This window comes from Pseudomonas sp. JY-Q (assembly GCF_001655295.1).
GTDB classification, from domain to species: Bacteria; Pseudomonadota; Gammaproteobacteria; order Pseudomonadales; family Pseudomonadaceae; genus Aquipseudomonas; species Aquipseudomonas alloputida.
Genome location: NZ_CP011525.1, coordinates 6,079,823 through 6,106,691 on the forward strand (window position 1 = coordinate 6,079,823; position 26,869 = coordinate 6,106,691).

Below are 26,869 nucleotides of genomic sequence, written 5' to 3' on the forward strand. Positions count from 1 at the left end.
CCATACAGAATCAAAAAGGCCTCTGGCCAATCATTCTTGCGGAGGCCCCATGACGCAGCTGCGTGACCTGAAGATTTCCACCCTGGACCTGGTGCCCGTGCGCGCCGACGCCGGCCCCGCGCAATCGCTGCGCAACTCGCTGGACCTGGCGCAGCATGTCGAGCGCTTTGGCTATAACCGCTTCTGGGTGGCTGAGCACCACAACATGGACGGCATCGCCAGTTCGGCGACGTCGGTGCTGATCGGCTACCTGGCCGGTGGCACCTCACGTATTCGCGTGGGCTCTGGCGGGGTGATGCTGCCCAACCATGCGCCACTGGTGATCGCCGAGCAGTTCGGCACCTTGGCCAGCCTGTATCCGGGGCGTATCGACCTTGGTCTGGGCCGTGCGCCGGGTTCGGACCAGATGACGGCCTATGCCCTGCGACGCGACCGCGCTGGCGGCCCAGATGACTTCCCGGACGATGTCGAGGAGCTTTCGCGCTACCTCGGGCCACGCACTGATGATCAAAAAGTGATCGCCGTGCCGGGGCACGACACCGACGTGCCGATGTGGTTGCTGGGATCCAGCCTGTTCAGTGCCCAGCTGGCGGGTATGCGCGGCATGCCCTACGCCTTCGCCTCGCATTTCGCGCCACGCTACATGCACGAGGCCATTCGCGTGTACCGCAACCACTTCAGGCCCTCGACCACGCTGGATAAGCCGTATGTGATGCTGGGCATCCCCATGGTGGTGGCGCAGACCGACGAGAAGGCCGAATACCTGGCCACCTCGGTTTACCAGCGCATCCTGGCGCTGATTCGCGGACAGAGCCTGATGCAGAAGCCACCCGTGGAAAGCATGGATGGGCTGTGGTTGCCCCATGAACGGGAGACGGTGGCCAGCTTCCTGGGGCTGGCCATGATCGGCAGCCCGCAGAAGGTAAAGGCCAAGGTAGAAGTGCTGCTGGAACAGACGGGTGCGGATGAGCTGATCTTTACCTGTGACCTGTATGAGCATGCGGACCGCATTCGGTCATATGAGCTGATGGCGCAGGCCCTCAAGGCCGAGTGACCCTCGACACGGGCTCGCCCGCTCCCATAGGTTGACTGTGGAAGCGGGCAAGTCCGCGAAAGGGCAAACGCATTAGCCGCGGCGGTAAACAATCTCCTTGGTCCCGGCCTCACAGCTACCAATGACCTTGCCCGCCGGGTCGCCTTTCTTGACGATCTCCAGCTTGTAGCCAGTGACGCCCTTGGCATCCAGCTTGGCCGCAATTTCCGCCTTCAGTTCCTCGCACGGTTTGCCCGCTGCCAGCGCACCACCGGCCAGGGTCATCAGGCCCAGCGCCAGAATCAGTTTGTTCATCACTCGCGTTCCTTGTGCAGATGAAATCAGAAGGGGCCCCACCAAGGCGCCCCTTTTCTGAATACCTCATCACGCCGGGATCATACAACCCAACGTTGTTTCAGCTATTGGCGATACGGAAGCCGACCTTCAGCGTGACCTGGAAATGCGCCGCTTTGTTGTCGCGGATATGGCCGCGGGTATCGACCACTTCGAACCATTCCAGGTGCTTGATGCTTTTACCGGCTTCGGCCAAAGCATTGTTGATCGCCTCTTCGATACTGGTGGGCGAAGACCCGACCAGTTCGATTTTCTTGTAGGTGTGATGATCGGTCATGAGTGCTCTCCATGGTTGACAGTGAGATTCAGCCTAGCAGCGCAGGCCTGGTTTACCTGCGAGCAGTCACTGTCAGCGAAAGTTCGATCGCACTTTCACGCAGCCCAAGGGTCGCAATCCTTACAGCCCATACTGCAAAGGAGAGTCAACATGCACCGCAACTCGCTGCGTAAAACATCCCTGGAAAGCATGGAAGCGGAGATCGAGAGCCTTCTGAAAAGCTTGGAACACCTCAAGCATGATGCGTCGGAAGAGTCCCAGAAGTCGGTGAAGGCAATCCGCAGCAACGCTGAAAGCGCACTGCGTCATTCGCGCAGCCTACTCAGCGATGCGTACGAGGAAGTGAAGCAGCGCACCCGCCAGACCGGCAAAGCCACCCGGGACTACGCCCAGGAACACCCATACACCACCGCCGGTGTGGCCATTGGTGCGCTGGGCCTGCTGGCGGCCTACCTGATATGCAAGCGAAACTAAGCGCTCTGCCGCGCAAGTTCCGCCCGTAACCACTGCGCCAACTGCTCGGCGCGCCCGTCTGCGGCGCGCCGTGGCACCCACAATGCCAGCGCCGCCTGGGTAGGTGAGAAGCCCCAAGGCGCACTCAAACGGCCCGCCCGCAGGTCATCGGCGACCAGTGGCTGCGGTGCAATCGCCACGCCCAATCCGGCCACGGCAGCCTCCAGCAGGTAATACAGGTGCTCGAAAGCCTGACCATAGTGAATGGCCGTCGGGTCCAGGCCCTGTTGCACCGCCCAGGTAGGCCACGCTTGCGGGCGTGAAGTGGTGTGCAGCAAGGCTTCGCCCAACAATGCCTTGGCGGGCGCCCCCTGCAAGCGCTGGAAACCTGCGAAATGTGGGCTGAGCACCGGCCCGATGCATTCTTCGGCCAGCACGTGCACCTGCATGTCCGCCGGCCACGGTGGCTCGGCATACACCAGCAACGCATCCAGCCCAGGCCGCCGCGGGTCAAGGTCGCCCTCACCCGCCGACAGGTGCAAGCGCAGCTCAGGCAAATCCGCCTGCAACCGCCCCAGCCGCGGGATAAACCACCGCGCCAGCAGGCTGCCCGAGCAGCCCAGCACGAATGGCGCCTCGCTCACATCACGGCTGAGCTCGGAGCACACGCTGCGCAGCCGGTCGAAGGCCTCACCGCTGGCATCGCGCAGACGCACACCGGCATCTGTGAGTTTGATGCCACGCCCGTCCTTGACGAACAGGGCTACGCCCAGATGCTCCTCAAGCACCTTGATCTGCCGGCTGACAGCGCCGTGGGTGACGTGCAGCGCTTCCGCCGCCTGGCTGACGCTGTTGAGCCTGGCTGCAGCCTCGAAGGCGCGCAGGGCATTGAGGGGAGGGAGGTCGTGGGCCATTTTACCTGTGAGTTTTTCTGACAAGTTTACGCAATCTTATCGGTTTTCAGCCGAGCTTGCCGTGGTTAGAGTAAAGCCCATCACTCATTCACTACGCCTTGGAGCGCCCCATGACCCAGTCCCAATACCGCCCCGGCCCCGACGCCAATGGCCTGTTCGGCTCGTTCGGCGGCCGCTACGTGGCCGAAACCCTGATGCCACTGGTGCTGGACCTGGCCCGCGAATACGAAGCGGCCAAGGCAGACCCCAAGTTCCTTGAAGAGCTGGCTTATTTTCAGCGCGACTACATCGGCCGCCCCAACCCGCTGTACTTCGCCGAGCGCCTGACCGAGCATTGCGGCGGGGCGAAGATTTTCTTCAAGCGTGAAGAGCTCAACCATACCGGCGCGCACAAGGTGAACAACTGCATCGGCCAAGTGCTGCTGGCCAAGCGCATGGGCAAAAAGCGCCTGATCGCCGAAACCGGCGCCGGCATGCACGGTGTAGCCACCGCCACAGTCGCCGCGCGCTTCGGCCTGCCTTGCGTGATCTACATGGGCGCCACCGACATCGAGCGCCAGCAGGCGAACGTGTTCCGCATGAAGCTGCTGGGCGCCGAGATCGTGCCGGTTACCGCCGGCACCGGCACCCTGAAAGACGCCATGAACGAAGCCCTGCGTGACTGGGTTACCAACGTCGAAGACACCTTCTACCTGATCGGCACCGTGGCTGGCCCACACCCGTACCCCGCCATGGTCCGCGATTTCCAGTCAATCATCGGCAAAGAGACCCGTGCCCAGTTGCAAGAGAAGGAAGGCCGTCTGCCAGACAGCCTGGTTGCCTGCGTCGGCGGCGGTTCCAATGCCATGGGCCTGTTCCATGAATTCCTCGAAGAGCCGAGCGTGCAGATCATCGGCGTTGAAGCCGGTGGCCACGGCGTACACACCGACAAGCATGCCGCCAGCCTGAACGGCGGCGTACCGGGCGTATTGCACGGCAACCGCACCTACCTGCTGCAGGACCAAGACGGCCAGATCACCGATGCCCACTCGATTTCCGCAGGCCTGGACTACCCGGGCATCGGCCCGGAGCACGCCTATCTGCATGAGGTGAAGCGCGTCGAGTACGTCAGCATCACCGATGACGAAGCATTGGATGCGTTCCACGCAACCTGCCGTCTGGAAGGCATCATTCCAGCCCTGGAAAGCTCCCACGCCTTGGCCGAAGCGATCAAGCGCGCACCGAAGCTGCCCAAGGACCACCTGATGGTCGTGTGCCTGTCGGGCCGCGGCGACAAAGACATGCAAACCGTCATGAACCACATGGCCGCCCAGGAGAAACACGCATGAGCCGTCTTGAACAACGCTTCGCCGAGCTGAAGGCCGAAGGCCGCTCGGCACTGGTCACCTTCGTCACAGCTGGCGACCCGGGCTACGACGCCTCGTTGCAGATCCTCAAGGGCCTGCCGGCTGCTGGCGCCGACGTGATCGAGCTGGGCATGCCGTTCACCGACCCGATGGCCGATGGCGTGGCCATTCAGTTGGCCACCCTGCGCGCCCTTGAAGCTGGCCAGACCTTGGCCAAGACCCTGCAGATGGTTCGCGAATTCCGTGTGGATAACCAGACCACGCCGATCGTGCTGATGGGTTACTACAACCCTATCCACCGCTTTGGCGTGGACACGTTCGTGGCTGAAGCCAAGGCCGCGGGCGTCGATGGCCTGATCATCGTCGACCTTCCGCCAGAGCACGACGCCGAACTGGCTACCCCGGCCCAGGCTGCAGGCATCGACTTCATCCGCCTGACCACCCCGACCACCGACGACGCGCGCCTGCCGCGCGTGCTGGAGCGCAGCTCCGGGTTCGTCTACTACGTGTCGGTGGCTGGTGTAACCGGTGCAGGTTCGGCGACCACCGAGCATGTGACCGAAGCCATTGCCCGCCTGCGCCGGCATACCGATCTGCCGATCAGCGTTGGCTTCGGCATTCGCACGCCGGAACAGGCTGCGAACATTGCCCGCCTGGCCGATGGCGTGGTGGTGGGTTCGGCACTGGTCGACAAGATCGCCCAAGCCCAAAGCGCCGATCAGGCGGTGACCGATGTATTGAGCCTGTGCTCGGCATTGGCTGAAGGGGTACGTGGCGCACGCCGCTAAACCGCGTCGTCTGCTTCGCGGGTAAACCCGCTCCTACGGGGCCAGCGCCACCCTCTGGCTCTGCGATATCGTTGTAGGAGCGGGTTCACCCGCGAAGAGGCCAGCACAGGCTACCCCCGCCTAGCCCCCAAAAATCGACAGATTCAAGGGCCGCACGGCCCCCATCCAGATCGCATGATCCCGGTGATCCGCCAGTTCATCCCCGGTTTCCGGATGCATGAATACCACCAGGCCCTTGCGGTACAGCGCCAACCAAGGCAACACCACCCCCACCACTTCGGGCCCGAACGCCAGCTGGCAACTCCAGTCCGGATGCGGCCCAACCGGTTTCTGGTGCATGCGCCCCATGGTCACGGGGAACAGCCGCGCCGCCTCCTCGCACAGTTCCCGGGCCTGCTCCATGGTGGCTGCGTCGTAATAAACGTGGGCGTGGTAACCCTTGATCCTCTGCACGATAACTCCTGATTGCGGTCCAACCATCACCACCTGCAACGGGAGTGATGCAGTGAAAAACGCCGAAACCCCAGTGTTCAAACTGGTCCTGTTCGGGCCTGAAAGCAGCCTGGGCAATGCCCTGATGGTCGAGCTGCTGTCGCGCCAGCACGAAGTCATCGCCGTGGTGGACGACCTCAACCGCCATTCACCGCGCCCGGGCCTGCACTTCAAGATAGGGGGGCTGGGTGATGCCCACCAGGCGGAGCAGGGCGCAGCGGGCGGCTCGGCGGTGATCGCCCTGTTACCAGCGCTGGCGCCGGGTGACCTGCCGGGGCAGGCACGCTTGAGCGAGGCGCTGGTGGCGGGGCTTGCGCATACGACTATACGCCGGCTGCTGCTTGTGGGCGATTTCGATGTGCTGGATGAGCCGAGCAAGTACAGCGAGATGGAGCGGGATTGCGTGGCCCAAGTGGTTGATGGGTTGCAGCGCAGTGCGTTGCACTGGACGCTGATCAATGCACCGCAGGAACTGGCCGGGTTGGGCATGGAGCATTTTCGCAATACCGAAGGGACGCTGGAGCCTGGGCTGGCTGAGCCGTTGCGGCGCTTGGCCAGGATCGCAGCGGGGATGGTGGACATGCTGGAGCTGGACTTGCACCGGGGCGAGCATCTGAACTTCGTGGTCTAGGTTGCCGGGGCTGCTGCGCAGCCCATCGCGACGCAAGGCCGCTCCCACATGGGCCGGCGTGCGCAGTGTCTTTTTGGGAGCGGCCTTGTGTCGCGATGGGCCGCAAAGCGGCCCCAAAATCTCAAAGGCTGCGCTCCTGCTCCAACCAATCCACGAACCGCTCGATCAACGCCCCACGCCGCTTGCGCGGCGGCAAAACTGCGTAATAGCCGCGTTCCGAGCGCAAACTCCCCTCCAGCGGCCGACACAGCAACCCTTGCTCCACCAATCCATCCACCAGGTGAGCCCAGCCAATCGCCACCCCTTGCCCGGCAATCGCTGCCTGAATCAGCAAGGTATAGTTATCAAACCGCAACTGCCCCGCCGGCGGTGGGCTGTCCACACCAAACCCACGAAATACCCCCGTCCAGTCAAACCAGCGGCTGGCCTGCTCGCCCTTCAGATGCAGCAGCGGCAATCGTTGCAAAGCCACAGCTGACAAGGCTTTGCCATGAATCAGATGGGGGCTGCACACCGGGAACACTTCCTCATCGAATAGCCAGCGGCTTTCTCCTTGGTGAAAGCGTCCATCGCCAAACAGCACCGCCACATCGATGTCCGGGCGCAACATGCCCTGGCTGCGCTCACCCGTCACCAGGCTCACATCCACCTGTGGATAAGCCTGATGAAAGCGCTGCAGCCTTGGCATCAGCCAGAACGCCGCAAAGGCAAAGTCGGTGGCGACCTGCAGCACTTCGCGCTGGCCGCGCCCGCTGGCCTGGGCAATACCGTCATCCATGGTCTGCAGCCCCTGATGCACCTGTTCGAACAGCACCTGGCCAGCCTCGGTCAGCTCGATGCCCCGGTAAATGCGGTCAAACAGGCGCGTGCCCAACTGTGCCTCCAAGCGCTTCACCTGCTGGCTCACTGCCGGCTGCGTGGTACCCAACTCCAGCGCCGCAGCGGTAAAGCCACGCAGGCGTGCAGCAGCCTCGAATACGCGCAGGGTATCCAGCGACAACCCGGCAAGGTGGTCAAACATAAGCTTGGCTAATCCCAGTCATTGCCCGCCATGGGCTTTACCCATGTTATCCACAGTCGCATCTTGGTAGGCAAGCAGTTCGCATAACCCTCAACGATGGGAGCCACCATGACGCGTCCGAATATCCTGTTCATCATGGCCGACCAGATGGCCGCGCCCTTGCTGCCCATCTACGGCCCTTCGCCCATCAAGATGCCGCACCTCGGCCGCCTGGCCGAGCAAGCCGTGGTGTTCGACTCGGCCTACTGCAACAGCCCACTGTGCGCGCCATCACGCTTCACCCTGGTCAGCGGTCAGTTGCCCAGCCGCATTGGCGCCTACGATAACGCGGCCGACTTCCCTGCCGATGTGCCGACCTACGCCCATTACCTGCGTCGCCTGGGCTACCGCACCGCGCTGTCGGGCAAGATGCACTTCTGCGGCCCGGACCAGTTGCACGGCTACGAAGAACGCCTGACCAGCGACATCTACCCGGCCGACTACGGTTGGGCGGTGAACTGGGACGAACCCGATGTGCGTCCAAGCTGGTACCACAACATGTCCTCGGTGCTGCAGGCCGGTCCGTGCGTGCGCACCAATCAGCTGGATTTCGACGAGGAGGTGGTGTTCAAGGCGCGCCAGTACCTGTACGACCATGTGCGCGAAAACGATGGCCGGCCATTTTGCCTGACCGTTTCGATGACGCACCCGCACGACCCCTACACCATTGCCAAACGCTACTGGGACCGCTACGAAGGTGTGGATATCCCCATGCCCCGTGCCGAGTTCAGCCAGGCAGCACTCGACCCGCACTCCCAGCGCCTGCTGAAAGTCTACGACCTGTGGAACAAGCCGCTGCCTGTGGACAAGGTCCGCGACGCCCGCCGCGCCTACTTCGGCGCTTGCAGCTATATCGATGACAATATTGGCCAATTGCTGCAGACCCTGGAGGAATGCAACCTGGCCGATGACACACTGATCGTGTTTTCCGGCGACCACGGCGACATGCTTGGCGAGCGTGGCCTCTGGTACAAAATGCACTGGTTAGAAATGTCGGCGCGGGTGCCGCTGCTGATCCATTCGCCGAAGCGCTTCGCAGCGGGCCGGGTCACTGCCTCGGTGTCGACCTGCGACCTGTTGCCAACCTTGGTCGAACTGGCTGGCGGCGCTGTGGATAAAGACCTGCAGCTGGACGGCCGCTCACTGCTGGGCCACCTGCAAGGGCAGGGCGGTCACGACGAGGTGATCGGCGAGTATATGGCCGAAGGCACCGTCGGCCCGCTGATGATGATCCGCCGCGGGCCCTACAAGTTCGTGTACAGCGAAGACGACCCATGCCTACTCTATGACCTGAGCCGCGACCCGCACGAGCGGGAGAACCTCACCGGCAGCCCGGACCACCAGGTGCTGCTGCAGGCATTTGTCGATGAAGCACAACAGCGCTGGGACATCCCCAGCCTGCGCCAGCAGGTGCTGGCCAGCCAGCGCCGCCGCCGGCTGGTGGCCGAAGCGCTGGCCATCGGCAAGCTGAAAAGCTGGGATCACCAACCACTGGTGGACGCCAGCCAACAGTACATGCGCAACCACATCGATCTCGATGACCTCGAGCGCAAGGCACGTTATCCACAGCCCGCCCCCCTGGATTGAGAAGAGAGGCCGCCATGCACAAGTTCTCCGCCGCCGTGTTCGTCCTGGCCCTGAGCGCCACCACGGCCCACGCCGCAGACAGCGATGCGCAATGCAGTACCGTGAAAATGGCCGACCCCGGCTGGAGTGATATTGCCTCGACCAATGCCGTGGCACGCCTGTTACTGGAAAGCCTGGGTTACCAGGTGAAGATCGACAGCCTGGCCGTACCGATCATCTACGGCGGCCTCAAGGACGGCCAGGTTGACGCCTTCCTCGGCAACTGGATGCCGGCGCAGCAAGGCTTCCATGACAAGTTCATCGCCAACGGCGACGTGCAGCAGCTGTCGCGCAACCTGGAGGGAACCGAGTTCACCCTCGCAGTGCCCGACTATGTGTGGAATGCCGGGGTGAAGGACTTCGCTGACCTGCAAAAACACGCCGGGCAGTTCGACAAAAAGCTGTACGGAATCGGCTCCGGCGCCCCGGCCAACCTATCGCTCAAGGCAATCATCGACAAGAATGAATTCAACCTCGGCCAGTGGAAGCTGGTGGAGTCCAGCGAGCAGGCGATGCTGGCCCAGGTCGACCGGGCGGTGAAGAAGCAGCAATTCATCACCTTCCTTGGCTGGACCCCGCACCCGATGAACGTGAAACTGAAAATGCATTACCTGACCGGTGGTGAAAAATGGTTCGGCAGCAAGGGCGAGGTATACACGCTGACCCGCAAGGGTTATCCACAAGCCTGCCCGAATGCGGCGAAGCTGCTAGGTAACCTCAAGTTCACACTGGACATGGAAAACAGCATCATGGCAGAGGTTGTGGACAAGAAGATCAGCTTCGATGAAGCGGCCAAGGCCTGGGTGAAAGCGCACCCTGAACGGTTGGATGGGTGGTTGGCCGGGGTTACCACCAAGGCCGATGGTGATGCCCTGGAGGCCGTCAAAGCCAAACTGTAATCTCAGACACGACGCGCCCCTTGTAGGAGCGGGTTTACCCGCGAATGCTGCAGTGAATGTACCGCCGTATTCGCGGGTAAACCCGCGCCTACAAGGGGACAGTGGACCTTCGGAAATGTGAATATCTCATGCATCGCATCATCCACCTGCTGCCCTTCCTCAGCTGGCTTCCCCGCCAATCGGGCCGCAGCCTGCGCCAGGACCTGCTGGTAGGCCTGAGCGGCGCCATCCTCGCCCTGCCGCAATCCATCGCCTACGCCCTGATCGCCGGCCTGCCCGCCGAATACGGGCTTTACGCCGCCATCGTGCCGGTACTGATCGCCTGCCTGTGGGGCTCTTCCTGGCACCTGATCTGCGGCCCGACAGCCGCCATTTCCATCGTGCTCTACGCCAGCATCAGCCCGCTGGCCGTGGCCGGTAGCGCTGACTACATCACGCTGGTGTTGCTGCTGACCTTCCTTGGCGGCATTTTCCAGCTGCTGCTCGGGCTGTTGCGCTTCGGCGCGCTGGTCAACTTCGTCTCCCATTCCGTGGTGCTCGGCTTCACGCTAGGTGCCGCCATCGTCATTGCCTTGGGGCAGTTACCTAACCTGCTGGGCATGGCACTGCCCAGCCAGGCCACCGCGCTGAAGACCGTGCAAGACCTGGCCAGCCACGCAGGCGAGGTCGACCTGCCTTCCTTGCTGCTGGGCCTGGCCACCGTAGTGATCGGCGTGGCCTTCAAGCTCTGGCGCCCACGCTGGCCGAGCCTGTTGATAAGCCTGATCCTGGTCAGCTTGCTGGCCTGGCTGGTGCCGGGCTTCTTTGGCCATGTGCCGCGGGTGGCAGCGTTCACCGGGCAACTCCCGCCTTTCAGCCCGCTGCCTTTGCTGGACGTGGAGCTCATGCTGCGTCTGCTGCCCAGCGCCGTGGCGGTAGGCATGCTGGGGTTGGTCACCAGCCTGTCGATTGCTCGCTCGCTATCGGCACGTTCAGAACAGCTGATCGACCCGGACCAGGAAATACGCGCACAGGGCCTGTCGAACATTGCCGGTGCATTTTTCTCTGGTTACCTGTCTGCCGGCTCCTTCACCCGCTCGGGCCTGAGCTACGAGGCGGGCGCCCGCTCACCGATGGCCGGGGTGTTTTCTGCGGTGTGGGTGGCGTTGTTCGCCGTGACCGGCGCCGGCCTGATCGCGCACCTGCCGATACCGGCCATGGCCGGCAGCATTTTGCTGATCTGCTGGGGGTTGGTGGACCACCGAGGGATCCGTGCATTGTTCCGGGTCAGCCGCTCGGAGTTTCTGGTGATGGCGCTGACAGCTGCAGCGACATTGCTGCTGGAGCTGCAGACAGCCATCTATGCCGGGGTGCTGGCTTCGCTGTTCTTCTATTTGAAGCGCACCTCACGACCACGGATCCAACAAAGCCGTGAAGGGGACGCGGATGTCTTGCGGGTAGGTGGGTCGATTTTCTTTGGTGCGGCGCATTACCTGCAGGTGCGCTTGCAGCGCTGCCAAGGGCCGCATGTAGTGATCGATGCTCGGCAGGTGAATTTCATCGATTACTCGGGTGTGGATATGTTGCACCGTGAGGCACGAAGGTTGCGGCGATTGGGGGGGAGTTTGACCTTGCACCGGGCCAGGCCCCAAGTGATCGAGGAGTTGCAGAAGCTGGAAGGGGTGGAGTTGTGCCCGATCCGGTTTGAGGAATGAGGTTGGGTCCTGGGGCTGCTTTGCAGCCCATCGCGACACGAGGCCGCTCCCACAGAGGATCGGCGTACGACTTACTTTGTGGGAGCGGCCTTGCGTCGCGATAGGGCCGCAAAGCGGCCCCGGCCATCTCAGCCCCGAGCGAGTTGCCGGCGCAGTTCAGCCAACACCGGCGCCGTATCCGGCCTCACGCCACGCCAGATAAAGAAGGCCTCAGCCGCCTGCTCAGCCAGCATCCCCAGCCCATCCAATACCTTGGCAGCCCCCAGCTTGGTAGCCCACTGGCAAAACGGCGTCGGCTCCTTGCCATACATCATGTCGTAGCAAACCGTACGACCCGCCTCGACCAGACTGTCGGCAATAGGCGGCAACTCCCCGGCCAGGCTCGCCGAGGTGGCGTTGATGATTACATCCACAGGCTCCTGCAACCAGGCAAACCCGCTGGCCACCACCGGCCCCAGTTCATCGAACTCGCGCGCCAGCTGCTCGGCCTTTTCCACGGTACGGTTGGCAATCACCAGCGACTGCGGCTTGTGCGCCAGAATAGGCTCCAGCACGCCGCGCACGGCGCCACCGGCACCGAGGATGAGAATGCGCTTGCCAGCCAGCTCGACCCCGGCATTCACCGTCAGGTCGCGCACCAAGCCAGCGCCGTCGGTGTTGTCGCCCTGCAGGGTGCCATCAGCCAGCTTGCTCAGCGTGTTCACTGCGCCTGCGCGCCGGGCACGCGGGGTCAGGCTGTCGCACAGGCGGTAGGCCTCTTCCTTGAACGGCACGGTGACATTACCGCCACTGCCTTGCTTGAAGAAGCCACGCGCGCAGTCGCTGAACTCGTCCAACGGCGCCAGCAGCGTGGCATATTCCAGGTCCTGACCGGTCTGCTCGGCGAACAGGCGGTGGATCAGCGGCGACTTGCTGTGGCCGATGGGGTTACCAAAAACGACGTACTGGTCCATGACGGCTCCTTGGTTATCCACAGGCTTACTGGCCGAGCCAGTCGCGGTCCTGCAGGAAATACTCGGTCAGGCGCGCTTCTTCGCTGCCGGGTGCAGCCTTCCAGTCGTAGCCCCAGCGCACCTGAGGCGGCAGCGACATGAGGATGGACTCGGTACGGCCACCGGATTGCAGGCCGAACAGGGTGCCACGATCGTAGACCAGATTGAACTCCACGTAGCGGCCGCGGCGGTATTCCTGGAACTCGCGCTGTTGCGGGGTGTAGGGCGTGTTCTTGCGGCGCTGGACAATCGGCAGGTAGGCGTTGATGTAGGCATCGCCGATGGCGCGGATGAAGGCGAAGCACGTGTCGAAGTCCCACTCGTTCAGGTCATCGAAGAACAAGCCGCCGATACCACGTGGCTCACCACGGTGCTTGAGGTGGAAGTAGCGGTCGCACCAGGCCTTGTAGCGTGGGTACACATCGGCGCCAAACGGCGCGCAGGCCTGCTCGGCCACTCGGTGCCAATGAACGCAGTCTTCTTCGTTGCCATAGTATGGCGTCAGGTCAAAGCCGCCGCCGAACCACCATACGGCCTCTTCACCTTCCTTTTCGGCGATGAAGAAGCGAACGTTGGCGTGGGAAGTCGGCACATGCGGGTTGTGCGGGTGTATCACCAGCGACACGCCCAAGGCTTCGAAGCCACGGCCTGCCAGCTCGGGGCGGTGGGCACTGGCCGACGGCGGCAGGCCGGCACCAAACACATGGGAGAAGTTGACCCCGCCTTTTTCGATCACGTTGCCCTCACCGATAACCCGCGTGCGGCCCCCGCCACCGGCTTCGCGCACCCAGGCGTCCTCGACGAAGCGGGCACCGCCGTCTTCTGTTTCGAGGGCAGAGCAGATGCGGTCTTGCAGGTCGAGCAGGTAGGCTTTCACGGCCTCGGTGCGGCTAGTCATCGGGTCACCAGGAACGGGCAGGGAAGAATTCGCCGCGTAGCATACCACCGCCAGCGCGCGCGCCGCAGTTGACGACGACCAAGCAAAGGCGTCCGATAGAAGGCCTTTCCCGATCCCGACTACAGGAGTGCGAGATGGCCAAGCGTATCCAGTTCAGCCAGCATGGCGGCCCGGAAGTGCTGCAGTTTGTGGAATTCGAACCCACCCCGCCCGGGCCACAGCAGGTGCGTGTGCGTAACCATGCGATCGGCCTGAACTTCATCGATACCTACTTCCGAAGCGGGCTGTATGCGCCGCCGTCCCTGCCTTCTGGCCTGGGTACCGAAGCGGCAGGTGTGGTAGAGGCCGTGGGCGAAGGCGTGTCCCGATTGAAGGTAGGAGACCGTGTGGCACATGCCGGTGGCCCGCTGGGCGCCTACAGCGAGGTGCATACGCTACCGGAAGCCAACCTGGTCAAACTGCCGGACACCATCAGCTTCGAGCAGGCGGCAGCGGTGATGCTCAAGGGTTTGACCGTTCAGTACCTGCTAAAGCAGACCCATGAAGTGAAGGCGGGCGATGTGATCCTGTTCCATGCCGCAGCCGGTGGTGTAGGGTCGCTGGCCTGCCAATGGGCCAAGGCCCTGGGCGCCAAGCTGATAGGCACCGTGAGCTCTGCCGAGAAGGCCGAACGGGCCAAGGCGCTGGGGGCATGGGCGACCATCGACTACAGCCATGAAGATGTGGCCAAGCGCGTACTGGAGCTGACCGACGGCAAGAAATGCCCGGTGGTGTATGACGGCGTGGGTGCCGACACCTGGCTGACCTCGCTGGACTGCCTGCGCCCGCGCGGGTTGATGGTGAGCTTTGGCAACGCTTCCGGTGCGGTGAGCGGGGTGAACCTGGGGATCCTGGCGCAGAAGGGCTCGCTGTATGTCACCCGGCCGACCTTGGCCACCTATGCCAACAATGCCGAGAACACCCAGGCCATGGCCGATGACCTGTTTGCGATGATTGCGAGCGGGAAGCTGGTTGTGGATATCCAGCAGCGGTATCCACTGAGCGAGGCGGCCAAGGCGCAGGCAGAGCTGTCGGCGCGGCGGACTGTAGGATCGACTGTACTAATCCCCTGAGCCACACACATCCCTGTAGGAGCGGGTTTACCCGCGAAGAAGCCACCGCAATGGATGGCACCGGCTTTGCCGGTGTTCGCGGGCAAGCCCGCTCCCACAGGTACTGCGTCGACCTCGATAGCAGCGCTATGCCTTGGAGGCTGGGCGTGACGGCGATGGCGTCGACTCGATGCCATCGAGTATCGCCTCGATCACACCCTCTGCCATCTCAATCGCATGCAGGTTCGACCAGAACATGCCACGGCCTTCTTCACGCATGTAGTCCAAAGCTTTGTAGCCGGTTTCGTAAGCGCTGCGCAGGTACAGGGCTACGTGGACCAGAGCGTCCTCGGCAGAAATGTTTGGGTTGACGGTGAAGAGTGGATCGTGGCCGGCATCGCAGCGGCCGAAGGGGCGGGTGGAGGTGCAGGGTAGGGGTGGATCAGGAACAATCTTCTTCATCACTAGATCTCGCTTCATGGCCCACCCAGTCGTTACCACACGAATGGGTGGCAGCTGTACGCAGGGTGGTAAACCGGGTGGGAGATCTAAAACCCAGCAGGCACGAAGCCTCCTGCGAACAGCCGCCATGGACTGCCAAGATCACCCAGAACCCGGGTTACCACACCCGATCGCCAAGTTGTTCGGCGACGGTTTGAGCCTAGGGGCAGAGGTTCCCACTGAGAAGGTGATGGCAGAGGACGCGGGTCGTAGGATATTTCCGAAGTGCCCAGCTGGACAGACATTTTGGCAATAATCAGAAAACCCTGATCACCTAGAAAGCCACAGAAGGCCCATCTACAGCACGCGAGAAAAAGATCCCGGCTTGACCGTACAGATTCGGAAACGTAGCATTTCTGCTTGAGGAAGTGCTGGTGCGCCGGTTGAGTTTCAAGTTATCCGGGCGAGTGCATCCCCGCCATTTAGGCCGCTTAAGCGGCCTTTATTTTTTGGCTTGTTTCTATCCCCTTTCGGGATGATGGAATAGAGCTCTGCCTTGGGCTTGCGGGCCGTCAGTTCAAAAATCGCCTCATCGAAGACCTCGTTACCATAGCCATCATCGCGACCAAACGTGCTGCGAAGGGCAGTCATGTGCGTGACACTTTCGGGAGCGGGCATGCCCACGAACACGGGCGAAGCCCGTGCCAGGCACCGAGTTGTATTCTTCGCGGGCGCGCCCGCTCCCACAGGGGCCCAAGACCCTAGCCAGGCCTGTGGATTGGTATCAACCCGGGCGAACGACTTCGCCGGTTGCCAGGTCGCGAATCACACTCGGGTTTTTCCGCCCGCCCAGCGCACCGCCAAGCACCAGATCCAACTGGCCATGGAAGTACTGCTCAACCCGCAAGCGGGTCTTCGCCGCTGGGCGCCCGCCGGGGTTGCACGAGGTGGAAATCAGCGGCCCCACCAGCGCGCACAGCTCACGCACCACCGGGTGATCACTGACCCGCAGCGCCACCGTGTCATGCTGCCCGGTCACCCACTCGGGCAACAGGTCCTGGTGCGGCACCAGCCAGGTGTTCGGCCCCGGCCAGGTGCTGCCCATGCGGTCGATCCAGTCCTCGGGGAAGTCCTCGAACAGGAAGTCGAACTGACGGATGTTGTCAGCGATCAGAATCAGCCCTTTATCCACAGGACGCGACTTCAGCGCCAGCAGGCGATACACCGCGTCCTCGTTCCATGGGTCGCAGCCCAGGCCCCAGACCGCTTCCGTCGGGTAGGCAATCACCGCGCCTGCCCGGATCTCACGTGCGGCTTGTTGCACACGAAAACTGCTCACCATTGCTGTTTCTCCGCCTGAATACCTTGCTTGTGCGCAGTGTACTTAGCCCGCGCGGGCAAACCAACGCCCGGCTTCATTGCTGACCCGGCCTTCCAGCTCCAGCTCGGTCAACTGCGCCAGCACGTCGGCCAGCGGCTGCTCGCTGCAGTGGGCCAGGCTTTCACTGGTTTGGGGTGCGGCATGCAGCAGGGCGAGCAGGGGGTGGTCGAATCTGTCCACAACCGCAGGCGGCAGGTTCTGCCAACCCTGCAAGCTTTCCAGGATCTGCTCCACAGTTTCCACCAGCAGCGCCCCATCACGAATCAGCTGGTGGCAGCCCTTGGCCCCCGGGTGATGAATGGAGCCCGGAATGGCGTACACCTCACGGCCTTGCTCTGCGGCCAGGCGCGCCGTGATCAGCGAGCCGCTGGCGAGGCTCGCCTCAACCACCAGTACACCTAGCGACAGGCCACTGATGATGCGGTTGCGCCGTGGGAAGTTGCCAGGCAGCGGCCCGGCATCCAGGGGATACTCGGAAACCAGCGCGCTGCCGTTGTCGATCATCGCCTGCGCAAGGTCCCGATGGCGCTGTGGATAAAGTTTTTGCAACCCCGTACCGAGCACGGCAATCGTGCCGCCGCCAGCCTGCAACGCGGCCCGATGAGCGGCACCGTCGACACCTACCGCCAGCCCGCTGGTAATGGTGAAACCAGCCTGCGCGAGGTAGCGGGAAAATGCCCGGGCGGTGTCGAGCGCCGGGGGTGTGGCACGTCTGCTGCCCACGATCGCCAGCTGAGGACGATCGAGCAAGGCAGGTTCGCCAGCGACAAAAAGCAGCGGCGGGGCATCGTCGATTTCTGCCAGCAAGGCTGGGTAGTCTGGGCCGTCCCACATCAGCAAATGCTGGCCAGAGCGCTCTAACCAGGCCATTGCGGCGAGCGCGCCCTCGCGTACCTCGGCACTGCGCCGGGCATCGATGGTAGCCTGGGGGATGCCCAACGCTCGCCAGGCCGAACCGGGAGCGCTAAGCGCACTAGAGGCGCTGCCGAACGCATCCAGCAAGGTGCGAAAACGTCGCAATCCTGTCTCGGGCAAGCGATGCAGGCGTAATCGGGCCTCCAGTTCAGCAGGCGGGCAGAGCGACGAATGGTAACTGGGCATGGGGATCGTCCTTGATCGAAACAGGGCCATCTACGTGGCACAACCTGTGGATAACTCTGTGAGTAACACTTTGAAAAGCTGTCCATTGATTGGGGGCTATCAAGCCCATAGTCACCCTAGACGAGCTTGCCAGGTGCCGAAATCCCCGTTTCCCTTTATTATGTGTGCTCAGTTTTCAACCGAACGCACAGTGACTGCCTGACCTTATGGCCATCTTGAACATTCTCGAATTCCCGGACCCGCGCCTGCGCACCCTCGCCAAACCGGTGACGGAGTTCGACGACGCCCTGCGTCAGCTGATCGACGACATGTTTGAAACCATGTACGAAGCCCCTGGCATCGGCCTGGCCGCTACCCAGGTGAACGTGCACAAGCAGGTTGTGGTCATGGACCTCAGCGAAGACCGCAGCGAACCGCGCGTCTTCATCAACCCGTCGGTCGAAGAGCTGACCCATGACATGGGCCAGTACCAGGAGGGCTGCCTGTCGGTACCGGGCTTCTACGAGAACGTCGACCGTCCGCTGCGTGTCCGGGTCAAGGCCCAGGACCGCGACGGCAAGCCGTTCGAACTGGAATGCGAAGGCCTGCTGGCGGTGTGCGTACAGCACGAATTCGATCACCTCAACGGCAAGCTGTTCGTCGACTACCTGTCGCAGCTCAAGCGCGACCGGATCAAGAAGAAGCTGGAAAAGCAGCATCGCCAGCAAGCCTGATCCCCACCTTCCTGAAGGCTTGCTCCGGCAAGCCTTTTTCTTTTTTGAAGCGAGAACTCCATGCGCATCGTCTTTGCAGGCACTCCAGAGTTTGCCGCCGAACACCTCAAGGCCCTGCTCGACAGCCCCTACGAGATCGTGGCCGTCTACACCCAGCCCGACCGCCCGGCCGGCCGTGGCCAAAAGCTGATGCCAAGTGCGGTCAAGGCACTGGCCGTGGCCCATGACATCCCGGTGTTCCAGCCGCAGACCCTGCGCAATGCCGATGCGCAGGCCGAACTGGCCGCACTGAAACCAGACCTGATGGTAGTGGTCGCCTACGGCCTGATCCTGCCGCAGGTGGTGCTGGATATCCCGCGCCTGGGTTGCATCAACAGCCACGCTTCCCTGCTGCCACGCTGGCGCGGTGCCGCGCCGATCCAGCGTGCCGTGGAAGCTGGCGACGCTGAAAGCGGCGTGACCGTGATGCGCATGGAGGCCGGCCTGGACACCGGCCCGATGCTGCTCAAGGTCGTCACCCCGATCAGCGCCGAGGACACCGGCGGCACCTTGCACGATCGCCTGGCCGAAATGGGCCCGCCCGCAGTCGTTCAGGCCATCGCCGGCCTGGCTGACGGTTCGCTGCAAGGCGAAATACAGGACGATGCGCTGGCCACCTACGCGCACAAACTGAACAAGGACGAAGCGCGTATCGACTGGACCCGCCCGGCCGTCGAGCTGGAACGCCTGATCCGCGCCTTCAACCCATGGCCGGTGTGCCACAGCATGCTGGACGGTGAAAGCGTCAAGGTGCTGGCCGCCAACCTGTCCACAGGCCAAGGCGCCCCGGGCGAGATACTTTCCGCCAGCAAGGACGGCCTCGTCGTTGCGTGCGGTGACCAAGCCCTGAGCCTGACCCGCCTGCAACTGCCTGGCGGCAAGGCATTGAGCTTCAGTGACCTGTTCAACAGCCGCCGCGAGAAGTTCGCCGCCGGCAAGGTGCTGGGCCAATGAACCCACGCCTCGCCGCCGCCCGTGCGCTTGCTGCTGTGCTCAGCGGCAAGGCTTCGCTGAACAGTTCGCTGCCGGCGCAACTGGACAAGGTAGATGAACGCGACCGCGGCCTGACCCAAGACCTGGCGTTCGGCACCGCACGCTGGCAGCCACGCCTCGACCTGCTGGCCGCACAGCTGCTGCAAAAACCCTTCAAAGCAGCCGATGCCGATGTTCAGGCGCTGCTGCTGGTTGGCCTGTACCAGCTGTTCTACACGCGCATTCCGGCCCATGCCGCCATCGGCGAGACCGTGGGCTGTGCCGACAAACTGAAGAAGCCGTGGGCCAAGGGCCTGCTCAATGCCGTACTGCGCCGTGCACAGCGCGAAGGCGAGGAGCTGCTCGCCGGCATGGAGCGCGACCCGGTGGTGCGTACCGCGCACCCGCGCTGGCTGCAAAAAGCGCTGAAAGCTTTCTGGCCAGAGCAGTGGGAAGCCATCTGCGCCGCCAACAATGCCCACCCACCGATGATTCTGCGGGTCAATCGCCGTCACCATAGCCGCGATGCCTACCTGGCACTGCTGGCCGAAGCCGGCATCGGCGCCAGCGCATGCCAGTACAGCCGGGATGGCATCGTGCTGGCCGAAGCCTGCGACGTGCGCGGCCTGCCAGGCTTCGCCGAAGGCTGGGTGAGCGTCCAGGACGAAGCTGCGCAGCTATCTGCCGACCTGCTGGAACTGGCCCCCGGTCAACGCGTGCTCGATGCTTGCTGCGCACCGGGCGGCAAAACCTGCCACCTGCTGGAGGCCGAGGCTGGCCTGGCGCACATGGTGGCCATCGACCTCGAAGCCAAGCGGCTGACCCGCGTGCGAGAAAACCTCGACCGCCTGCAGCTGGACGCCGAGCTGATCGCCTGCGATGCCCGCGACACTGCCAGCTGGTGGGACGGCAAGCCATTCCAGCGCATTCTGCTCGACGCGCCGTGCTCGGCCACCGGCGTGATTCGCCGCCACCCGGACATCAAGCTGACCCGCCAAGCCGACGACATCCCGGCTTTGGCCACGCTGCAAGGCGAGCTGCTCGATGCCCTGTGGCCGACCTTGGAAGTGGGCGGCATGCTGCTATACGCCACCTGCTCCAGCTTGCCGACCGAAAACACTGAAGTGATCAAAGCCTTCCTCGCCCGCACCCCGGGCGCCCGTGAGCTGGACCTGGCGACCGAAGCCGGCCTGCGCCAGCCCCACGGCCGTCAGCTGCTGGCCCAGGAAGGCGGCCACGACGGTTTCTACTATGCCAAGCTGATCAAGATCGCCGCCTCGCGCGGATAAGAACAAAGGATAGGGAGTAGCGCATGAAGATCATCATCCTCGGCGCAGGGCAGGTAGGCGGTACGCTGGCTGAACACCTGGCCAGCGAAGCCAACGACATTACCGTGGTCGACACCGACGGCGACCGCCTGCGCGACCTCGGCGACCGCCTGGACATCCGCACCGTCCAGGGCCGCGGCTCACTGCCGACGGTGCTGCGCCAGGCCGGTGCCGACGACGCCGACATGCTGGTGGCGGTAACCAACAGTGACGAGACCAACATGGTTGCCTGCCAGGTGGCCTATTCGCTGTTCCATACCCCGACCAAGATTGCACGGGTGCGCGAATCGTCCTACCTGACCCGCGAAGAGCTGTTCGACAACGACCATATCCCGGTCGACGTTCTGATCAGCCCCGAGCAGGTGGTGACCAATTACATCAAGCGCCTGATCGAACACCCAGGCTCGCTGCAGGTGATCGACTTCGCCGAGGGCAAGGCCCAGCTCGTGGCAGTGAAGGCCTACTATGGCGGCCCGCTGGTCGGCCAGCAATTGCGCCAGATCCGTGCGCATATGCCCAACGTCGACACCCGCGTGGCAGCCATCTTCCGTCGCGACCGGCCGATCACCCCGCGTGGCGACACGGTGATCGAAGCCGACGACGAGGTGTTCTTCATTGCCGCGAAGAAGGATATCCGTGCGGTGATGGGCGAACTGCGCCGCATCGACGAGACCAATAAACGCATTGTCATCGCGGGCGGCGGGCAGATCGGCGAGCGCCTGGCGGAAGCCATCGAAAGCCGATATCAGGTGAAGATCATCGAGATGAGCCCGGCGCGTTGTCGGCACCTCTCCGATACCCTCGAAAGCACGGTGGTGCTGCAGGGCAGCGCTTCGGACAAAGACCTGATGCTCGAAGAGAACATCGCCGACGCCGATATTTTCCTGGCCCTGACCAACGATGACGAAGCCAACATCATGTCGTCGCTGCTGGCCAAGCGCCTGGGCGCAGGCAAGGTGATGACCATCATCAACAACCCGGCTTATGTCGACCTGGTGCAGGGCGGTGATATCGACATTGCCATCAGCCCGCAGCTGGCCACCATCGGTACCCTGCTGGCGCACGTGCGCCGGGGCGACATTGTCAGCGTGCACTCGCTGCGCCGCGGTGCGGCCGAAGCGATCGAGGCGGTGGCACATGGCGATTCGAAGTCGAGCAAGGTGGTCGGCAAGGCGATCGAGAACATTGCCCTGCCACCGGGAACCACCATCGGCGCGATCATCCGTGACGAAGAGGTGATGATTGCCCACGACGACACCGTGATCGAATCGGGTGACCATGTGATCCTGTTCGTTGTGGATAAAAAGCACATTCGTGATGTGGAGAAGCTGTTCCACGTCGGCTTGAGTTTCTTCTAGGAGAAGAGGGCATGCGCGAATCGCTGGAGAAGATGCTGGCCAAAGGTGTGGATAACCCGCTGCTGAGGTTTGGCCTGGGCAAGGCCTGGCTGGATGAAGGCAACGGCGCTGAAGCAGCGGTGCACCTGGCGCGCTGCGTAGAGCAGGATCCGAAATACTCGGCAGCGTGGAAGCTGCTGGGCAAGGCCTATCAGTTGCAGGGCGACCTGGCGGCGGCGCGCAAGGCGTGGGAAGACGGGATCGTGGCGGCGCAGGCCCATGGTGACAAGCAGGCCGAAAAAGAAATGACCGTTTTTCTCAAGAAGCTGAACAAGACATCGGCTTGACGCGGTCCCTGTAGGAGCGGGTTTACCCGCGAATGCGTCGGTGAATCCAACATCGCATTCGCGGGTAAACCCGTTCCTACAGAGGACGGTGAATGGCTTAATACCAGCGCGGCTCGCCAGCCGGGCGCTTCTTGAAGCGCTTCATGCTCCACATGTACTGGCTGGGGTACTCGCGCACATAGCGCTCGACCACCTTGCTCATCGCCGCCGCCGACACATTCACGTCGGTGCTGTACATCTCCTCTGGCGCCGCCTCCAGGAACACCTTGAAGCCCGAGCCATCCGGCAACCGCAGCGCATGCAGGAACACACCTACCGCCTTGCCACCGGCCAGCATGTTCGGCACGAACTTGCTGGTCAGCGCCTGGGTGCCGAGGAACGGCACGAACACGCCCGCCGATTCCGCCGGCTCCGGGTCGGCAGGAATACCCACCTGGCCACCACGGCGCACTTCCTTGATCACGCTGAGGATGCCTTCCTTGGTCGACGGTGCCACGCGATTGCCCATCTGCACGCGCTGCTCGCGCAGCAGATCATCCACCGCCTTCAGCTTCGGCGGGCGGTAGAAGATGATCGGTTTGCACTGGTTGCAGTAGAAGTGGTTCAACACTTCCCAGTTGCCCAGGTGGCTGGTGATGCCGACCACTCCTTTGCCTGAGGCCAAAGCCTGCTCCAGCACTTCCAGGCCATGCACTTCCTTGACCAGCTCCAGCGAGCGTTGTGGCGGCCAGATCCAGGCACAGGCACTTTCGACAAAAGATTTACCGATATCCCGCAGCGCCTGGCCCACCAGTTGCTCACGGGCAACCGGGTCCATCTCCGGGAAGCACTTGGCCAGGTTGATCCGTACCACGTTGCGCGAACTGTTGGGGATTTTCCACATCAGCCAGCCAATACCGGCGCCGACACGCTGCACAGCGCCCCAGGGCAGCTTGGCAAACAGGCGCAGCACCCCGACCATCAGGGCGCCCTTGAACTTTTCCACAGGCGAATTCCTTATTTCAGCAAGGCGCGCATTGTAACCCCTCAGCGCAACAAGGCGGCGTAGCGATCGCAGTCGGTGGTGTGGTCCATGACCATGCCGGTGGCCTGCATGAAGGCGTAGCAGATGGTCGGACCGACGAACGTGAAGCCAGCTTTCTGCAAGGCCTTGCTCATTGCCTTGGCTTCATCGGTAACAGCTGGCACGTCGCCGCGCGCCTTGAAGTGGTTGATCTTTGGCGAGCCGCCGACGAACGACCACAGCCATTCGGCGGGGTTATCCACAGCCAGCCAGGCCTGGGCGTTGCGCCGCGCAGCCTTGAGCTTGAGGCGATTGCGGATGATGCCTGCATCCTGCATCAATTCTTCGATGCGTTCGTCGCCCATGGCCGCCAGCTTTACGGGGTCGAAGCCGTACATCACCTGGCGATAACGCTCGCGTTTGCGCAAAACGGTAATCCATGAAAGCCCTGCCTGGAACCCTTCGAGCAAAAGCATCTCGAAGAGCAACGCCGGGTCGCGCTGTGGCATCCCCCATTCCTGGTCGTGGTAGGCCTGGTACAACGGATCGTCGGTACACCAAAAGCAGCGTGGCATAAGGCTCCAATGAGTAGAGGGCGAGGCGAATCAGGTTATACTCCCGCTCTTTACATCCGCATCCCCAGATACAGGTGAATTTCGTGAGCCAGCCTACGCCAGCCGTGCGTACCTTCCAAGACCTGATCCTTGCCCTGCAGAACTACTGGGCAGCTCAAGGTTGTGTGGTACTTCAGCCCTACGATATGGAAGTAGGCGCCGGCACTTTCCACACCGCTACATTCCTGCGCGCCGTGGGTCCAGAAACCTGGAACGCCGCCTATGTGCAGCCGAGCCGTCGTCCTGCCGACGGGCGGTATGGCGAAAACCCCAACCGCCTGCAGCACTACTACCAGTTCCAGGTGGTGCTCAAACCGAACCCGGCCAACTTCCAGGAGCTGTACCTCGGCTCGCTGAAAGCCATCGGCCTGGATCCGTTGGTGCACGACATTCGTTTCGTCGAAGACAACTGGGAATCGCCGACCCTCGGCGCCTGGGGTCTGGGCTGGGAAATCTGGCTCAACGGCATGGAAGTGACCCAGTTCACCTACTTCCAGCAGGTTGGCGGCATCGAGTGCTACCCGGTCACCGGTGAAATCACCTACGGCCTGGAGCGCCTGGCCATGTACATCCAGGGCGTCGATTCGGTGTACGACCTGGTGTGGGCCGACGGCCCGTTCGGCAAGGTCACCTATGGCGACGTGTTCCACCAGAACGAGGTGGAGCAGTCGACCTACAACTTTGAACATGCAAACGTCGACAAACTGTTCGAGCTGTTCGATTTCTACGAAAGCGAAGCCAACCGCCTGATCAAGCTGGAGCTGCCGCTGCCGACCTATGAAATGGTCCTGAAGGCATCGCATACCTTCAACCTGCTGGACGCCCGCCGCGCCATCTCGGTAACCGAGCGCCAGCGTTACATCCTGCGTGTACGTACCCTGGCCCGGGACGTGGCGCAAAGCTATCTGCAAGCCCGCGCACGCCTGGGCTTCCCGATGGCCACCCCTGAACTGCGTGACGAAGTGTTGGCTAAGCTGGAGGCTGCACAATGAGTGCTCAAGATTTTCTGGTAGAACTGGGCACCGAAGAGCTGCCACCCAAGGCCCTCGCCAGCCTCGGCGACGCCTTCCTGGCCGGTATCGAAAAAGGCCTGCAGGCTGCTGGCCTGAACTACGCCGGCAAGCAGGTGTACGCCGCGCCGCGTCGTCTGGCCGTGCTGATTCGCCAGCTGGACGTGCAGCAGCCTGACCGCAGCATCAACATCGACGGCCCGCCCCTGCAGGCTGCCTTCAACGCCGAAGGCGAGCCGACCCAGGCTGCGCTGGGCTTCGCCAAGAAGTGCGGTGTGGAACTGGCCGAAATCGACCAGAGCGGCCCCAAGCTGCGCTTCTCCCAGCACATCCCGGGCAAGGCCACCACTGACCTGCTGCCGACCATCGTCGAAGATTCGCTGAACGACCTGCCGATCCCCAAGCGCATGCGCTGGGCGGCCAGCCGTGAAGAGTTCGTGCGCCCGACCCAATGGCTGGTAATGCTGCTGGGCGACCAGGTGGTCGACTGCACCATTCTGTCGCAGAAGGCCGGCCGTGAATCCCGTGGCCACCGCTTCCATCATCCGGAAACCGTGGTCATCACTACCCCGGCCAACTATGTCGAAGACCTGCGCAAGGCCTACGTCCTTGCCGACTTCGCCGAACGCCGCGAGCTGATCAGCAAGCGTACCGCAGAGCTGGCCATGCAGCAGGAAGGCACGGCCATCGTGCCACCGGCGCTGCTGGACGAAGTGACCGCTCTGGTCGAGTGGCCGGTGCCGCTGGTTTGCTCGTTCGAGGAGCGTTTCCTCGAGGTGCCGCAAGAAGCCCTGATCACCACCATGCAGGACAACCAGAAGTACTTCTGCCTGCTGGACAGCGAAGGCAAGCTGCTGCCGCGCTTCATTACCGTGGCCAACGTCGAAAGCCGCGACCCGAAGCAGATCGTGCAAGGCAACGAAAAAGTCGTGCGCCCGCGCCTGACCGACGCCGAGTTCTTCTTCAAGCAGGACAAGAAGCAGCCACTGGAAACCTTCAACGAGCGCCTCAAGAACGTGGTGTTCCAGGCTCAGCTCGGCACCGTGTACGACAAAGCGGAACGTGTTTCCAGGCTGGCCGCCTTCATTGCTCCGCTGATCGGCGGCGACGCCCAGCGCGCTGGCCGTGCCGGCCTGCTGTCGAAGTGCGACCTGGCCACCGAGATGGTCGGCGAATTCCCTGAAATGCAGGGTGTTGCCGGTTACTACTACGCGCTCAACGACGGTGAGCCGGAAGACGTAGCCCTGGCCCTGAACGAGCAGTACATGCCGCGCGGTGCAGGCGCCGAGCTGCCGCAGACCCTCACCGGTGCTGCCGTGGCCATCGCCGACAAGCTCGACACCCTGGTGGGTATCTTCGGCATCGGCATGCTGCCTACCGGCAGCAAGGACCCGTACGCCCTGCGCCGTGCGGCTCTGGGCGTGCTGCGTATCCTGATCGAGAAGCAACTGGACCTGGACCTGACCGGTGCAGTCGAGTTTGCGGTCAAGCAGTTCGGCGCCAAGGTCAAGGCCCCCGGCCTGGCCGAGCAAGTACTGGAGTTCATTTTCGACCGCCTGCGCGCGCGTTACGAAGACGAAGGCATCGACGTGGCCACGTACCTGTCGGTACGCGCACTGCAGCCAGGCTCCGCCCTGGACTTCGACCAGCGCGTACAAGCCGTGCAGGCGTTCCGCAAACTGCCGGAAGCCGAGGCCCTGGCCGCGGTGAACAAGCGCGTGTCGAACCTGCTGAGCAAGGCCGAAGGTGCCATCGCCGAGCAGGTCGAGCCGAAGTATTTCGACAATGCCAACGAGTTCTCCCTGTACTCGGCCATCCAGCAGGCCGACCAGGCCGTGCAACCGATGGCTGCGGCACGTCAGTACAGCGAATCGCTGGCCCGCCTGGCGGCCCTGCGTGACCCGGTCGATGCCTTCTTCGAGGCGGTCATGGTCAACGCCGAAGACGCCAAGGTACGTGCCAACCGTTATGCCCTGCTCAGCCGTCTGCGCGGCCTGTTCCTGGGCGTGGCTGACATTTCGCTGCTGGGGTAAGC

General features: G+C 62.9%; 29 protein-coding genes. 16 read left to right on the forward strand and 13 right to left on the reverse strand.

Going from position 1 to position 26,869, the window contains the following annotated elements; all coding sequences use genetic code 11:
* The first annotated feature begins 49 nt into the window (after nucleotides 1–49).
* Nucleotides 50–1,054, forward strand: coding sequence for an LLM class flavin-dependent oxidoreductase (locus AA098_RS27235; protein WP_003253072.1), 1,005 nt, complete (start codon nucleotides 50–52; stop codon nucleotides 1,052–1,054).
* Between the two features lie 72 nt (nucleotides 1,055–1,126).
* Here AA098_RS27235 and AA098_RS27240 read toward each other — a convergent pair whose 3' ends face one another.
* A complete protein-coding gene (locus AA098_RS27240) occupies nucleotides 1,127–1,348 on the reverse strand; it encodes a DUF1161 domain-containing protein (RefSeq protein WP_003253075.1) in 222 nt (73 codons plus the stop codon).
* Between the two features lie 100 nt (nucleotides 1,349–1,448).
* On the reverse strand, nucleotides 1,449–1,664 hold the full coding sequence (locus AA098_RS27245; RefSeq protein WP_003253076.1) for a dodecin: 216 nt from the start codon (nucleotides 1,662–1,664) through the stop codon (nucleotides 1,449–1,451).
* Nucleotides 1,665–1,814: 150 nt separating this feature from the next.
* On the opposite strand from AA098_RS27245, the gene AA098_RS27250 reads away from it, so the two are divergent.
* Nucleotides 1,815–2,138: a YqjD family protein gene (locus tag AA098_RS27250; protein ID WP_004575266.1), complete on the forward strand. Its 324-nt coding sequence runs from the start codon at nucleotides 1,815–1,817 to the stop codon at nucleotides 2,136–2,138.
* Here AA098_RS27250 and AA098_RS27255 read toward each other — a convergent pair.
* On the reverse strand, nucleotides 2,135–3,031 hold the full coding sequence (locus tag AA098_RS27255) for a LysR family transcriptional regulator (RefSeq protein WP_011953132.1): 897 nt from the start codon (nucleotides 3,029–3,031) through the stop codon (nucleotides 2,135–2,137). The two genes, AA098_RS27250 and AA098_RS27255, sit on opposite strands and share 4 nt — an antisense overlap.
* Nucleotides 3,032–3,141: 110 nt before the next feature.
* On the opposite strand from AA098_RS27255, the gene trpB reads away from it, so the two are divergent.
* Nucleotides 3,142–4,359: a tryptophan synthase subunit beta gene (trpB, locus tag AA098_RS27260; RefSeq protein ID WP_004575268.1), complete on the forward strand. Its 1,218-nt coding sequence runs from the start codon at nucleotides 3,142–3,144 to the stop codon at nucleotides 4,357–4,359.
* Nucleotides 4,356–5,165: a tryptophan synthase subunit alpha gene (trpA, locus tag AA098_RS27265; protein WP_047603773.1), complete on the forward strand. Its 810-nt coding sequence runs from the start codon at nucleotides 4,356–4,358 to the stop codon at nucleotides 5,163–5,165. The genes trpB and trpA overlap by 4 nt, the downstream gene beginning before the upstream one ends.
* A 120-nt stretch (nucleotides 5,166–5,285) precedes the next feature.
* On the opposite strand, the gene AA098_RS27270 is transcribed toward trpA, so the two are convergent.
* Nucleotides 5,286–5,618, reverse strand: coding sequence for a DOPA 4,5-dioxygenase family protein (locus AA098_RS27270; protein ID WP_003253084.1), 333 nt, complete (start codon nucleotides 5,616–5,618; stop codon nucleotides 5,286–5,288).
* A 52-nt stretch (nucleotides 5,619–5,670) separates the two neighbouring features.
* Between AA098_RS27270 and AA098_RS27275 the strand changes: the two genes are divergently transcribed.
* On the forward strand, nucleotides 5,671–6,288 hold the full coding sequence (locus AA098_RS27275) for an NAD(P)H-binding protein (RefSeq protein ID WP_003253087.1): 618 nt from the start codon (nucleotides 5,671–5,673) through the stop codon (nucleotides 6,286–6,288).
* 121 nt (nucleotides 6,289–6,409) lie between these two features.
* On the opposite strand, the gene AA098_RS27280 is transcribed toward AA098_RS27275, so the two are convergent.
* Nucleotides 6,410–7,309 carry a LysR family transcriptional regulator gene (locus AA098_RS27280; RefSeq protein ID WP_064615142.1) on the reverse strand — a complete coding sequence of 300 codons (900 nt, stop codon included), beginning with the start codon at nucleotides 7,307–7,309 and terminating at the stop codon, nucleotides 6,410–6,412.
* A 108-nt stretch (nucleotides 7,310–7,417) separates the two neighbouring features.
* On the opposite strand from AA098_RS27280, the gene betC reads away from it, so the two are divergent.
* From betC to AA098_RS27295, 3 genes are all read left to right on the forward strand, one after another.
* On the forward strand, nucleotides 7,418–8,935 hold the full coding sequence (betC, locus tag AA098_RS27285; protein ID WP_064615143.1) for a choline-sulfatase: 1,518 nt from the start codon (nucleotides 7,418–7,420) through the stop codon (nucleotides 8,933–8,935).
* A 14-nt stretch (nucleotides 8,936–8,949) separates the two neighbouring features.
* The gene (choX, locus tag AA098_RS27290; RefSeq protein ID WP_003253093.1) at nucleotides 8,950–9,873 is read left to right on the forward strand and encodes a choline ABC transporter substrate-binding protein; all 924 of its coding nucleotides are present in this window, start codon (nucleotides 8,950–8,952) and stop codon (nucleotides 9,871–9,873) included.
* Between the two features lie 128 nt (nucleotides 9,874–10,001).
* Entirely contained in the window at nucleotides 10,002–11,567 is a 1,566-nt protein-coding gene (locus AA098_RS27295; protein ID WP_064615144.1) for a SulP family inorganic anion transporter, read from the forward strand.
* 128 nt (nucleotides 11,568–11,695) lie between these two features.
* Here AA098_RS27295 and aroE read toward each other — a convergent pair whose 3' ends face one another.
* Entirely contained in the window at nucleotides 11,696–12,520 is an 825-nt protein-coding gene (gene aroE / locus AA098_RS27300) for a shikimate dehydrogenase (protein WP_003253098.1), read from the reverse strand.
* A gap of 25 nt (nucleotides 12,521–12,545) precedes the next feature.
* A complete protein-coding gene (gene hemF, locus AA098_RS27305; RefSeq protein ID WP_064615145.1) occupies nucleotides 12,546–13,457 on the reverse strand; it encodes an oxygen-dependent coproporphyrinogen oxidase in 912 nt (303 codons plus the stop codon).
* A gap of 134 nt (nucleotides 13,458–13,591) precedes the next feature.
* Here hemF and AA098_RS27310 point away from each other — a divergent pair, with 134 nt between their 5' ends.
* The gene (locus tag AA098_RS27310) at nucleotides 13,592–14,569 is read left to right on the forward strand and encodes an NADPH:quinone reductase (RefSeq protein ID WP_064615146.1); all 978 of its coding nucleotides are present in this window, start codon (nucleotides 13,592–13,594) and stop codon (nucleotides 14,567–14,569) included.
* 126 nt (nucleotides 14,570–14,695) lie between these two features.
* On the opposite strand, the gene AA098_RS27315 is transcribed toward AA098_RS27310, so the two are convergent.
* The 4 genes from AA098_RS27315 to dprA form a co-directional block, all read right to left on the reverse strand.
* On the reverse strand, nucleotides 14,696–15,010 hold the full coding sequence (locus AA098_RS27315) for a hypothetical protein (protein WP_172835044.1): 315 nt from the start codon (nucleotides 15,008–15,010) through the stop codon (nucleotides 14,696–14,698).
* A 429-nt stretch (nucleotides 15,011–15,439) separates the two neighbouring features.
* Nucleotides 15,440–15,640 carry a hypothetical protein gene (locus AA098_RS27320; protein ID WP_003253106.1) on the reverse strand — a complete coding sequence of 67 codons (201 nt, stop codon included), beginning with the start codon at nucleotides 15,638–15,640 and terminating at the stop codon, nucleotides 15,440–15,442.
* A 133-nt stretch (nucleotides 15,641–15,773) separates the two neighbouring features.
* Entirely contained in the window at nucleotides 15,774–16,331 is a 558-nt protein-coding gene (locus AA098_RS27325; protein ID WP_003253107.1) for an L-threonylcarbamoyladenylate synthase, read from the reverse strand.
* A 42-nt stretch (nucleotides 16,332–16,373) separates the two neighbouring features.
* A complete protein-coding gene (gene dprA, locus AA098_RS27330) occupies nucleotides 16,374–17,471 on the reverse strand; it encodes a DNA-processing protein DprA (RefSeq protein ID WP_064615147.1) in 1,098 nt (365 codons plus the stop codon).
* A gap of 206 nt (nucleotides 17,472–17,677) precedes the next feature.
* Here dprA and def point away from each other — a divergent pair, with 206 nt between their 5' ends.
* The 5 genes from def to AA098_RS27355 are packed head-to-tail and all read left to right on the forward strand — an operon-like array spanning nucleotide 17,678 to nucleotide 22,207.
* Nucleotides 17,678–18,184, forward strand: a complete 507-nt coding sequence (gene def, locus AA098_RS27335; protein WP_003253111.1) for a peptide deformylase — start codon at nucleotides 17,678–17,680, stop codon at nucleotides 18,182–18,184.
* A 60-nt stretch (nucleotides 18,185–18,244) separates the two neighbouring features.
* Nucleotides 18,245–19,177 carry a methionyl-tRNA formyltransferase gene (gene fmt, locus AA098_RS27340; protein WP_003253113.1) on the forward strand — a complete coding sequence of 311 codons (933 nt, stop codon included), beginning with the start codon at nucleotides 18,245–18,247 and terminating at the stop codon, nucleotides 19,175–19,177.
* Nucleotides 19,174–20,484 (forward strand): 16S rRNA (cytosine(967)-C(5))-methyltransferase RsmB, encoded by a 1,311-nt coding sequence (gene rsmB / locus AA098_RS27345; RefSeq protein ID WP_003253115.1) that lies wholly within the window; start codon nucleotides 19,174–19,176, stop codon nucleotides 20,482–20,484. The genes fmt and rsmB overlap by 4 nt, the downstream gene beginning before the upstream one ends.
* A gap of 23 nt (nucleotides 20,485–20,507) precedes the next feature.
* Nucleotides 20,508–21,881, forward strand: coding sequence for a Trk system potassium transporter TrkA (gene trkA, locus AA098_RS27350; RefSeq protein WP_003253117.1), 1,374 nt, complete (start codon nucleotides 20,508–20,510; stop codon nucleotides 21,879–21,881).
* Between the two features lie 11 nt (nucleotides 21,882–21,892).
* Entirely contained in the window at nucleotides 21,893–22,207 is a 315-nt protein-coding gene (locus AA098_RS27355) for a tetratricopeptide repeat protein (protein ID WP_060538151.1), read from the forward strand.
* A gap of 97 nt (nucleotides 22,208–22,304) precedes the next feature.
* Here the strand turns inward: AA098_RS27355 and AA098_RS27360 are convergent, their stop codons facing one another.
* On the reverse strand, nucleotides 22,305–23,192 hold the full coding sequence (locus tag AA098_RS27360; protein ID WP_003253121.1) for a lysophospholipid acyltransferase: 888 nt from the start codon (nucleotides 23,190–23,192) through the stop codon (nucleotides 22,305–22,307).
* 41 nt (nucleotides 23,193–23,233) lie between these two features.
* A complete protein-coding gene (locus tag AA098_RS27365) occupies nucleotides 23,234–23,785 on the reverse strand; it encodes a DNA-3-methyladenine glycosylase I (RefSeq protein ID WP_003253123.1) in 552 nt (183 codons plus the stop codon).
* Nucleotides 23,786–23,868: 83 nt separating this feature from the next.
* Between AA098_RS27365 and glyQ the strand changes: the two genes are divergently transcribed.
* Together glyQ and glyS are read left to right on the forward strand one after the other, a co-directional pair.
* Nucleotides 23,869–24,816: a glycine--tRNA ligase subunit alpha gene (gene glyQ, locus AA098_RS27370; RefSeq protein ID WP_003253126.1), complete on the forward strand. Its 948-nt coding sequence runs from the start codon at nucleotides 23,869–23,871 to the stop codon at nucleotides 24,814–24,816.
* On the forward strand, nucleotides 24,813–26,867 hold the full coding sequence (gene glyS, locus AA098_RS27375) for a glycine--tRNA ligase subunit beta (protein WP_003253127.1): 2,055 nt from the start codon (nucleotides 24,813–24,815) through the stop codon (nucleotides 26,865–26,867). Before glyQ ends, glyS begins: the two co-directional genes overlap by 4 nt.
* Nucleotides 26,868–26,869 lie beyond the last annotated feature (2 nt).